11 protein-coding genes are annotated in these 11,386 nt (G+C 56.8%); 6 read left to right on the top strand and 5 right to left on the bottom strand.

What is annotated here, in order from left to right:
- The 6 genes from ACWB12_RS08460 to rsmA all read left to right on the top strand — a co-directional run.
- Window positions 1-860: LptF/LptG family permease (locus ACWB12_RS08460; RefSeq protein WP_479529636.1), on the top strand; the 860-nt coding region annotated here is incomplete at its 5' end.
- The gene (gene lptG / locus ACWB12_RS08455) at window positions 857-1,954 is read left to right on the top strand and encodes an LPS export ABC transporter permease LptG (RefSeq protein ID WP_479529635.1); all 1,098 of its coding nucleotides are present in this window, start codon (window positions 857-859) and stop codon (window positions 1,952-1,954) included. The genes ACWB12_RS08460 and lptG, both read left to right, overlap by 4 nt.
- Entirely contained in the window at window positions 1,954-4,086 is a 2,133-nt protein-coding gene (locus ACWB12_RS08450; protein ID WP_479529634.1) for an LPS-assembly protein LptD, read from the top strand. Before lptG ends, ACWB12_RS08450 begins: the two co-directional genes overlap by 1 nt.
- A gap of 14 nt (window positions 4,087-4,100) precedes the next feature.
- Window positions 4,101-5,315, top strand: coding sequence for a peptidylprolyl isomerase (locus tag ACWB12_RS08445; protein WP_479529633.1), 1,215 nt, complete (start codon window positions 4,101-4,103; stop codon window positions 5,313-5,315).
- Window positions 5,312-6,289, top strand: a complete 978-nt coding sequence (gene pdxA, locus ACWB12_RS08440; RefSeq protein WP_479529632.1) for a 4-hydroxythreonine-4-phosphate dehydrogenase PdxA — start codon at window positions 5,312-5,314, stop codon at window positions 6,287-6,289. The genes ACWB12_RS08445 and pdxA overlap by 4 nt, the downstream gene beginning before the upstream one ends.
- A 55-nt stretch (window positions 6,290-6,344) precedes the next feature.
- Window positions 6,345-7,178, top strand: coding sequence for a 16S rRNA (adenine(1518)-N(6)/adenine(1519)-N(6))-dimethyltransferase RsmA (rsmA, locus tag ACWB12_RS08435; protein ID WP_479529631.1), 834 nt, complete (start codon window positions 6,345-6,347; stop codon window positions 7,176-7,178).
- Window positions 7,179-7,213: 35 nt separating this feature from the next.
- Here the strand turns inward: rsmA and ACWB12_RS08430 are convergent, their stop codons facing one another.
- The 5 genes from ACWB12_RS08430 to ACWB12_RS08410 form a co-directional block, all read right to left on the bottom strand.
- Entirely contained in the window at window positions 7,214-7,774 is a 561-nt protein-coding gene (locus ACWB12_RS08430; RefSeq protein ID WP_479529630.1) for a DUF4167 domain-containing protein, read from the bottom strand.
- Window positions 7,775-8,019: 245 nt separating this feature from the next.
- A complete protein-coding gene (prmC, locus tag ACWB12_RS08425; protein WP_479529629.1) occupies window positions 8,020-8,850 on the bottom strand; it encodes a peptide chain release factor N(5)-glutamine methyltransferase in 831 nt (276 codons plus the stop codon).
- Entirely contained in the window at window positions 8,847-9,902 is a 1,056-nt protein-coding gene (gene prfA / locus ACWB12_RS08420; protein ID WP_479529628.1) for a peptide chain release factor 1, read from the bottom strand. Before prfA ends, prmC begins: the two co-directional genes overlap by 4 nt.
- Before the next feature lie 309 nt (window positions 9,903-10,211).
- Window positions 10,212-10,670, bottom strand: a complete 459-nt coding sequence (locus tag ACWB12_RS08415; protein ID WP_479529627.1) for a DUF1499 domain-containing protein — start codon at window positions 10,668-10,670, stop codon at window positions 10,212-10,214.
- Window positions 10,667-11,386, bottom strand: a 720-nt coding sequence (locus ACWB12_RS08410) for an agmatinase (protein WP_479529626.1), incomplete at its 5' end; no start/stop codon positions are given. The genes ACWB12_RS08415 and ACWB12_RS08410, both read right to left, overlap by 4 nt.

Genomic DNA, 11,386 nt, shown 5'->3' with positions numbered 1-11,386 from the left:
TGGGCTTTAGCGGGTTTCGACTGGCGCGACCGGTTCTGGCCTTTGGGTTGATCGTGGCATTGCTGACCGGCATTTTAGCCCACATACTGGTGCCGATATCCCAGCGCCTTCTGTCTGAACGCAGCGCTGAGATGTCGGAAAATATCACCGCCAGATTCCTGACCGAAGGCACATTCCTGCACCCCGCCGACGGCATGACCTTTTACATCCGCGAAATCAGCCCCGAGGGCGAGTTGCTGGACATCTTTATGTCCGACACCCGTAACCCCGACGCCCAAGTGACCTACACCGCCAAAAACGCCTTTTTGGTGCGCGAAGAAAACGGGCCTAAGCTGGTTATGTTTGACGGGATGGTGCAAACCCTGAGTCGAAATGGCAAGCGGTTGTTCACCACCAGCTTTTCCGATTTCTCCTATGATATCGGGGCGTTGATCAGCATTGGAGAACAACAGGGGCGATCAATCAGCGAGTTGTCGACGTTCGAGCTGCTGCAACCAACACCTGCCCTTCTGCAGGAAACCGGCGGAACCCGCGCCAAGCTGCTATATGAAGGGCACGAACGGTTTGCCCAACCCCTGTTGGCCGTTGTCACCGCATTGATCGGGTTTTCCGCCCTGCTGGTCGGCAGCTTTAGCCGTTTCGGGGTGACCCGCCAGATCATAACGGCGATTGTCCTGCTGGTTTTGATCAAAGCGCTGGACAGCACGATGATCGGATACGCCAGCACCAATGAACACCTTTGGGCGTTGGTCTATGTGCCTGTTGTGGCGGGGATGATTGTCGCCGCGGTGTTGCTGTGGCTCTCGGAACGACCGGGCTGGATTGCGCGTATGTTCTCGCGCAACAGGGGGGTGGCATGATCCTCTATCGCTATTTTGCCCGCCGGTTCCTGAAATCATTCATCACCGTTTTCGGCGTGTTCCTTGGCATTGTTCTGATGATCGATGTGGTCGAACAAATTAGCCGCTTTGACCGTGAAACAGTCGGCTTTGCCGAAGTCATGCAATTATCGCTTCTGCATCTTCCGTCACAGATGTATCCGATCCTGCCGCTGATTATGATACTGGCCACATTGGTGTTGTTTCTAGGATTGGCCCGCAGTTCTGAACTGGTGATCACCCGCGCCTCGGGGCGGTCCGGTATGAAAAGCCTGATCGCACCGGTGGTCGTGGCCCTGACGTTGGGTCTGTTGGCGATCACCGTGTTCAATCCGCTTGTCGCAGCCACATCAAAACAATACGAGGCCACCGCCAGTAAATACGCCAGTGGCACCGAAAGTGTTCTGTCCATTTCACAAGAAGGGTTGTGGCTGCGCCAAGGCAATGCCGAGGGCCAGACTGTGATCCGGGCACAGGGATCAAATCTGGATGGCACTAAACTGGTTGATGTCAGCTTTTTCAGCTTTACCGCCAGCGGCACCCCCCTAAGCCGGATCATGGCCACATCGGCCGAATTAACCGATGGCGCCTGGGTGCTGACCGATGCCAAAAAATGGCGCCTGCTGGGCAGTGCCAATCCGGAACGCGATGCACAGCAATTTGAGACCTTGCGGGTGACCAGCGATCTGACCGTTGAGCAGATACGCGACAGTTTTGGCGCGCCCAGTTCGATTGCCATCTGGGATCTGCCCGATTTCATTAACCGTCTGGATGCCGCCGGATTTTCGGCCCGCCAGCACCGTGTCTGGTTTCAGACCGAACTGGCCTTGCCGCTGTTGCTGGTGGCGATGGTGCTGATCGGGGCCGGGTTCACCATGCGCCACACCCGTTTTGGTGGCACAGGCCCGATGGTGCTGGCTGCTGTATTGATGGGCTTTGCCCTATTTTTCATTCGCAACTTTGCGCAGGTTCTGGGCGAAAACGGTCAACTGCCGGTTTATGTCGCCGCCTGGAGCCCGCCGCTGGCCGCTATCCTAATGGCACTGGCGCTGATCCTGCATCTGGAGGACGGATAATGTTGCGCACAATTGCCCTGATCATGCTGGCAGCCCTGACCTTTGGCGCCTCGCCCGCATCGGCCCAAAGCGCGAACCTGGCAACGCTGGTTGCCGACAAGGTCAGGGTTGACGGCAATAACACCCTGACCGCCGAAGGCAACGTCGAGATATTGAACGGTACCACACGGATCAAGGCCACACGGATCATCTATTCCGCCGCGGATGGCAGTATGCGCATGGATGGGCCAATCACCCTGATTGAGGGCGATAACATAATCGTGCTGGCCAGTAGTGCCGAACTGGATTCAGACCTGCAAAACGGTATTCTGCGTAGCGCCCGCATGGTGCTGAACCAGCAATTGCAACTGGCCGCCGTTGAAATAAACCGCGTCGACGGGCGTTATACCCAGCTCTATAAATCCGTGGCGTCCAGTTGTCAGGTTTGCTCGAATAACCCTGTGCCACTATGGCAAATCAGGGCGCGCCGGATTATTCACGACCAACAAGAGCGCCAGCTGTATTTCGATGACGCCGTGTTGCGGGTGATGGATATCCCGATCTTTTATCTGCCCCGCCTGCGCCTGCCTGACCCGACCCTGAAACGCGCCACCGGATTTCTGGTACCGAACCTCAAGAGTTCCTCAAAACTGGGCTGGGGGCTGAAGCTGCCCTATTTTATCAAGCTGGGGGATCATGCGGATATCACGCTAACGCCTTTTATCAGCACAAAGACCAATACGGTCGAACTGAGCTTTCGCCGCGCCTTTCGCACTGGGGATATCTCGTTTGAAAGTGCGTTCAGCAATGATGATGTCCGCCCGGGGCGGGACCGTGGCTATTTTTTTGGTGAGGGCCGGTTTGATCTGCCGCGCGACTATGTGCTGACCTTTGATGCCGAACTAACATCGGATCGGGATTACCTGCTCGATTATGGTTATTCCTCAAAGGACAGGCTGGACAGCGCGATTGGCATCCATCGGGCGCAGCGTGATAAACTGGTGGCGGTTGAGCTGATCTACTATCATTCGCTGCGGAGCACCGAAGACAACAACACCCAGCCAACAGTGGTCGGCAACGCAATATATCACAAACGGTTTGAGCCAGCCCTGCTGGGCGGGGACGCCAGCCTGCGGTTTGATGCCCACAGCCATTACCGTTCCTCGACACTTGCAGGTGACAGTGGTCGCGATCTGGCCCGTGCCAGCCTGCGGCTGGACTGGCGGCGTGGCTGGACCTTGCGCAACGGCATGGTTGCCAGTGTTCTGGGCGAGCTGAACATGGATTACTATAATATCGAACAGGGATTGCCGGGGGAATTGAACGGCAGTTACTTCACCCCTGCCGCTGCGGTTGAATTGCGCTGGCCCTTTGTCAAAACCACCCCCGCCGGGGTTTCGCATGTGCTGGAACCTGTGGTGCAACTGGTCTGGAGCGACGAGACTGCCGCAAACGTGCCGGACGAGGACAGCCGTCTGGTTGAATTTGACGAGGGCAACCTGTTCTCGCTGTCCCGCTTCCCCGGCGCTGACAGATACGAGCGTGGCATGCGGGCCAATGTTGGGCTGACATGGACGCGGTATGACCCAAAGGGCTGGTCACTAGGTCTGACGGTCGGGCGCATTTTTAGGGCTGACAATCTGGGACAGTTTCAACCCAGCACTGGTCTTTCGGGCACGGATTCGGACTGGCTGACAGCGTTTCAGTTGAAATTGCCCAACAACCTGACCCTAACCAATCGGGCGATCTTTGATAGTGGGTTTGATTTTGCCAAGAATGAAACCCGCCTGACATGGAAAACCGACCGGATCGGCCTTGGTTCCAGCTATATCTGGATGGAGGCCGAACCCTATGAAAACCGCCCGCTCGACACCTCTGAATGGACCTTTGATGCGGCCTATAAGATCAGCCCGAACTGGACCGGCAAGGTGGACTGGCGTTATGATTTCATCGCAGGCGATGCCGCCCAGGCAGGCGTCGGGCTGCAATATCGAAATGAATGTGTGAAGGTTGATCTTTCCCTCTCGCGTCGGTTTACCTCATCAGGTAGTCTAACCCCGACAACCGACTTCGGGTTGACCGTATCGCTCACCGGCTTTGGCACGAACGGCTCGGCACGCGGAACGGCTCGCAGTTGCCAAAAGTATAATTAGGAAGCACGACAGATATGACCATGATGCGCTTTTTGACCCTTTGTCTGACCTTTGTTGCCCTGAGCGCAACGGCACAGGCACAAAACATGTTTGCCCCAGCTGCAAAGGTGAATGAACAGGCTGTCACCAATTTTGAAGTTGATCAACGGGCCAAGTTCCTGACCTTGCTGCGATCCCCGGGGGATCCGCAGGAAGAAGCGCTCAAGGCGCTGGTGAACGAGCGCCTGCAACTGGCGGCAGCCGTTGCGGCGGGGATCAATCTGACCGATGATCAGGTTCTGGTTGGCATGGAAGAATTCGCCGCACGGGCAAACCTGAGTGTCGAAGACTTCACCAAAGCCATTGCCGGTGGCGGCGTGGCTCAAGAAAGTTTTCGCGATTTTGTTAAATCGGGGCTGGCATGGCGCGAATTGGTGCGGGCCCGTTTTGGCCCCCGCGCGCAAATCACCGAAGCCGAAGTAGACCGCGCGATTGCCCTCACATCGGGCAAAGGCGGCTTACGGGTGTTGCTAAGCGAAATCATCTTGCCAGCGAACACCCCTCAAGCAACGGCCCAAAGCCAGCGCCGCGCTAATACGATCTCAAAACTGACATCAACCGCCGCCTTTTCCGCACAGGCCCGCAGGTATTCTGCGTCCGGTTCACGCGGGCGCGGCGGACGACTGGACTGGATGCCGCTATCGAATTTACCACCGCAAATCCGCAGCCAGATACTGGCGCTAAGCATCGGACAGGTGACAGCCCCTATTTCAATCACCAACGGCATTGTGTTGTTCCAACTGCGTGGCATCGAGGAAACCGAGGCTAGCGAGGCAACGGATATATCGCTGGAATACGCTGCTTACTACATTCCCGGCGGACGCTCTGAGGCGGCGTTGAAGGAAGCAGCGCGCATCAAGGGACGGGTTGATTCCTGTGACGATCTTTACGGCATCGCCAAAGGTCAGCCCGAAGAGGTGCTGGACATCGACACCCTGCCAATTGCCGATGTGCCGCAAGATGTGGCGATTGAACTGGCCAAACTGGACGCAGGCGAAGTATCGACCAATCTGACACGGGCCAACGGACAAACACTGGTGTTGTTAATGTTGTGCGGGCGCACGGCGGAACTGGGCGAGGATGTTTCACGCGAGGATGTGCGGGCACGATTGTTCAATCAGCGGCTGGAATCATACGCCAATGGCTATTTGTCCGAACTGAAAGCCGACGCCAGCATCGTTTACCCATGAGCCGCGCCCCGATTGCGCTGACCTGTGGCGAGCCTGCAGGTGTTGGGCCCGAGCTGGCGCATAAAGCGTGGCAGGAACTGGGCGCGGATTTACCGTTTTTCCTGATTGGCGATGCGCGGCATTTACCGTCTGGGGTTTTTGCAATTGAAATTGCCGACCCAGCCGAGACCGCGAGCGCGGCTCAGCATGGGCTGCCCTTGCTGCCACACCGTTTTGCTGCGGATTCAGTTGCTGGCCATCCTGTTCCCGAAAACGCCCAAGGGGTGATCGATGTGATCGCACGAGGAGTTGAACTGGTGCAAACTGGCGCGGCTTCGGCACTGTGCACGGGACCGATCCACAAGAAGGCGCTCAAAGACGGGGCCGGCTTTGCCTTTCCAGGACATACCGAATTTCTGGCGCATCTGGCAGGGGTTGAACGTGTGGTAATGATGCTGGCGAGCGATCAATTGCGGGTGGTTCCGGTGACCATTCATATCGCGCTGGCTGACGTGCCAACCGCCCTGACGGCTGACCTGTTGGCGGATAACATCCGGATCACACATGCGGCGTTGCAGCGCGATTTTGGTGTGGAAGCACCGCGCATAGCGGTGGCGGGGATCAACCCGCATGCTGGCGAAGGCGGGGCGATGGGGGCTGAGGAAATCGAGATGATTGCGCCTGTGCTGGATCAATTGCGAAATGAGGGCATTAAGATTACTGGCCCGCTGCCCGCTGACACCATGTTCCATGCCCGCGCCCGCAAAGCCTATGACGTGGCGATTTGCATGTATCACGATCAGGCCCTGATCCCGATCAAGACGCTTGATTTTGATCGCGGGGTGAATGTGACGCTGGGCTTGCCGTTCATCCGGACCTCACCGGATCATGGCACAGCGTTTGACATAGCGGGGCGCGGCATAGCGCTGCCGACCAGTTTGATCGAGGCATTGAAGATGGCGGATCGGATGGCACTTGCACGGGCCACTGGATGAGAGGAATTCTATGCCTGCGGGCGGATATTTATGGAACAATGATGGGGGCGTTTAAATGATTGATGGCTTGCCTCCCCTGCGCGAGGTGATCGCAGCGCATGATTTGCAGCCGAAAAAGGCGCTTGGGCAGAACTTTTTGCTGGACCTGAACCTGACCTCCAAGATTGCCCGTCAGGCGGGGGATTTGTCGGGGTGTGACGTGCTGGAAATTGGCCCAGGGCCTGGTGGGTTAACCCGCGGATTGCTGGCCGAAGGGGCGCGGCGCATTTTGGCGGTGGAGAAGGATGCGCGGTGCTTGCCTGCTTTGGCCGAAATCGGGGCCACCTATCCTGACCGCTTGCAGGTGATCAATGCGGATGCGCTGGAACTGGATGTGTTGCAGCACCTGACACCGCCCATTCGGGTGGTGGCCAACCTGCCCTATAATGTCGGAACCGAGCTGTTGGTGCGCTGGTTAACGCCAGAACAATGGCCACCCTATTGGGACAGCCTGACGCTGATGTTTCAAAAAGAGGTGGCGCAGCGGATTGTGGCGCAGCCTGGCAGCAAGGCCTATGGGCGATTGGCGATCCTGTCGCAATGGCGCTGTGATGTGCGCATGGTGATGACGCTGCCCCCCGAAGCATTCACCCCGCCGCCCAAAGTGCATTCGGCGGTGGTGCATTTGCAACGCTTGGAACACCCGCGTTTCAATGCCGATGCACAGGTGCTCAGCCGCGTGGTGGCTGCAGGATTTAACCAGCGGCGCAAAATGTTGCGATCGTCCTTGAAGGGAATCACACCGGATATCGAGGCGCATCTGGTCGCCGCAGGGATCAAACCAACGTTGCGAGCCGAACAGGTCTCAATCGAGGCGTTTTGCGCGCTGGCCCGCGAGCTGGCAAAATAAAACCCCGCGACTTTGGCGAGGCTTTATGGTGTTTGTTACTCAGCGGCTTCCGGCGTGTCCGGCTTGTCAGCCTCTTGCAGAGGATTTGATTTGGGCTTGCGGGTGCGTTTGCGCGGGGCCGGTTTGCTTTCAGGTGTTTCCACCAGACCGTTGTCTGCGCCAGCTTCTACGGCGGCCATATCCGGTTGCGGAGCCGAGGCAGGATCTACCTGTTTATCGCCCCCCTGATTGGCCTGACGCTCTGAGTTTTGTTCCGCCCGTGCCGCATCGCGTTCCTGACGCTCGCTATCACGTTGTTGCTGACGTTCACGGTTCTGTGCTTCTTGCTGCTCGCGTTTGGCATCGGCCTCGCGCATGGCCTCGGCCAGCATACGGGTGTAATGTTCCGCGTGCTGCTGGAAATTTTCCACCGCCACACGGTCATTGGACAGCAGCGCGTCACGCGCCAACTGGTTGTATTTTTCAATGATCTGTTGCGGCGTGCCGCGCACTTTGCCTTCGGGACCGGAACTGTCGAAGACGCGGTTCTGGTTGTTGCCGTGATTCTGGCGACTGCGGTTTTTATTGCCCCGCGAACGTGATTTGGATGATCTCATGGTTTAATTGTATCCAGCCATATATGGGCTAATTCGCTTATGATCTCTGCCGCGCCTCTTGCGTGGGGTTATTCAAACCGGACCTTTACGATTTATGGTTACTTGCAACGTAGGAGCAGACTTAATTCCGTGTCGTTGCGTGGTCTTGGGTAACAAGTCTAACAGGGGGCTGACAAGTAAAAATTAACAAAGACGGCCCGAACAGGTGTGTTTTTGCCGTATATCAGGGCAATATGGCTATAAAATCACGCTTTGCTGCCCAAAACCACCCGATTGTGCCCGTTCATATCTTGCAAACAGGTGATTCCATCAAATCCTGCGGCGTCAAACAGGGCTTGGACGTCGGCGGCCTGCTTATGGCCGATTTCTACGATCAAACGTCCGTTTGCGTTAAGAAAAGGCATCGCTTGTGCCGTGATGGCGCGGTAAGCATCCAGACCATCCCCCCCCGGTGTCAACGCGATCAGGGGTTCCCAGTTGCGGACTTCGGGGGAAAGCGTGGGCATTTCTGCGGCTGTAATATAGGGCGGGTTCGAGACGATCACATCAAACTGCCCCTCAATATTGCCAAACCAGTCCGAGCGCACAAAACGGCTGCGTTTTTCCAGCCCCAGCCGTGTGGCGTTTTGCTCGGCGATGCTCAGGGCGGCGGGGCTGGTATCACTGCCCTGCCCCGTGGCTGATTTATTCTCGGCCAGCAATGAGAGCAAGATACAGCCTGATCCGGTGCCAAGGTCCAGCACGGTTTTGAACTCGGAGGTCAGCGTCGTTCCCACCAGTAATTCGGTGTCGGGGCGCGGGTCCAGCACATCAGCGGTGACAATAAAGTTGCGCCCGTAAAATTCACGAGTGCCTATGATGTGCGAAACGGGTTTGCGCGCACAACGCTCGTCTATCGCCATGGAAAAGCGGATCATCGCATCATTCGCTACTTCATCGGTCAAAACCAGCGTCAACGTGGAGCGATCAATGCCCAACGCATGGGCCATCAGGATACGGGCGTCATTGGCACCGTCAGGAACGCCAGCGGCCGTAAGCGCCTGAATGGCGGCGGCAAGGGCTTCATTCGCTGTCATGTTTCCATCTCGGCCAGCAATGTGGCTTGCGCGTCGGCTGTCAGCGCGTCCACCAACTCGTCCAGATCGCCTTGCATCACTTGATCCAGCTTATAAAGTGTCAAGTTAATCCGGTGATCCGAAACCCGCCCTTGGGGGAAATTATAGGTGCGGATACGCTCGGACCGGTCGCCCGACCCCACTTGGCTTTTGCGATCCGCAGACCGTTCATCATCCACCCGCTGGCGTTCCAGATCATAGAGCCGCGTTTTCATCACCTGCATGGCAATTTCGCGGTTTCGGTGCTGGGATTTTTCGGCACTGACCACGATGATACCGGTTGGGATATGCAGGATACGCACAGCACTGTCGGTGGTGTTAACGTGTTGGCCACCTGCCCCCGAAGCCCGCATGGTATCAATGCGCAAGTCGTTAGGATCAATGGTAATATCCACATCTTCGGCTTCGGGCAGAACCGCCACCGTGGCCGCCGATGTATGCACCCGACCACCGGATTCGGTGGTTGGCACCCGCTGCACCCGATGCACGCCGCTCTCGTATTTCAAACGGGCAAAGACGCCAGCACCTTGCACATGCGCAATCACCTCTTTGATGCCACCAAGCTCGGTGATGTTCTGCGAGATGATCTCGAATTTCCACCCCTTATCCTCGGCGTATCTCTGATACATCCGTAACAAATCACCGGCAAACAGCGCCGCCTCGTCCCCCCCCGTGCCAGGCCGAATTTCGATCATCGCGGGGCGGGCATCAGCGGCGTCTTTGGGCAACAGGGCCAGTTGTAAAGCGTCCTCTGCCACGGGCAGGCGCTCGCGCAAAACGGGCAACTCTTCCTCTGCCAACTCCTTCATTTCGGGATCAGTCAGCATGGCTTCGGCCTCTTCCAGATCGTCCAGCAACTGGCGGTATTCCACCACCTGCTCCACCACCGGTTTTAGCTCGGAATATTCACGCGCCAACGTGGCAATATCGGCACCAGCATCGCCTTGGGCCATCTGCGCTTCCAGAAATTCGAACCGCTGGGTGATCTGCATTAGTTTTTCTAAGGGAACCATGGGCATGTCTTGCCCGTCGAATGTGATTTGGTCAAGAGGCGGTTTATGTGATATAAGGGAGTTATGAAAAAACTTGCACTTATAGCGGCAGTTTTAGCTGCCCCCATTTATGCCCCCGCCTTTGCTGATGTCGTCGGCCCCGGCGGCAAGGTTATCGCCTGTTTTTGCACGGACCAAACCGGATCACGGGTCGAACTAGGCCAAAGCATTTGTCTGGATGTTGGCGGGCGCCGTTTTACGGCCCGTTGCGAAATGTCCCTGAACAGCCCGATGTGGCGCGAACAAAAAGAAGGCTGTGTGTCTTCCAGCCTAATCCAGCGCTTTCAAAATGCCCAGCCAGCCACGCACACGGGTGCTGTTTACTCCAAAATCTGACTGGCCAAATCGCAAGCGCGCGTAGATGGTGACGCGGCTGCCCTGCCCGTCAGCCACCGCTTGCACTGTGGTATAATCGGGAAATCCCAATATGCGGCTGCGGGTGACATAGGTGATCATCCCCTCCCCTACACTCCCCGCCAATATGCGAGTGCGTTTGGCGGCCAGTGCAACGGTGTTAAACCTCTCCAACATTTCGGCTGGCGGCACGTCATACACCTGCACAAATAACCCGCTACCAGCCTTAATGACAGGCCTGTCAGGCGTTGCATCCATTGGTGGCGGCACATGCAACGCGGCAGTGTCATGCGGGGCCATGCGAACGTAAATCAGCCCCGAAATTACAATCATCAACAATAACCACATGGTATTAATCACAAATTTCCTAATCATCGATAATTTACCCCCGGCAGGATCGACAGCATTTCAAACATCAGATTTGCCCCCGTCAGCGCGGTGTTTCCCGTGGTGTCATAGGGTGGCGACACCTCGACCATATCACAGCCGACAATGTCCAAGCCCTTTAAGCCACGGATCAGTTCCATCGCTTGGGGCGTGGTTAGCCCGCCGATTTCCGGCGTGCCAGTGCCGGGCGCATAGGCCGGATCAAGGCTGTCGATGTCATAGGTGATGTAAACCGGCCCCATGCCAATTTCCTTGCGGATTTTCTCGGCCAGCGGGATCAGGGATTTGTGCCAGATTTCCTGCGCCAAGATCATCTTGAAGCCCCATTCCAGCGGATCATCAAAGTCTTCGGCGCTATAACCGGTGCCGCGTAGGCCCACCTGCCAGACACGGTTCGGGTCAAGCAGATCTTCCTCGTAGGCCCGACGAAACACGGTGCCATGCACCTCGCGCTCGCCAAACATAGTGTCAGACACATCGGCATGGGCATCAATATGAACCAGCCCGACGGGCCCGTGTTTTTTGGCAATTGCCCGCAGGATAGGCAGGGTCAGGGTGTGGTCGCCGCCCAAGGTCATCGGCACCACGTCATACTTCAATATTTGGTCGTAATACTTTGATATAATGTCGATAGTTGCGTTCAGATTGAAGGTGTTGATCGCCACATCCCCCAGATCGGCACAGTTCAGACTGTCAAACGGGGC

Source organism: Profundibacter sp. (assembly GCF_056498605.1).
Note: the sequence above shows the minus strand (reverse complement) of the source record. Positions and strands in the feature narration are given on the sequence as shown.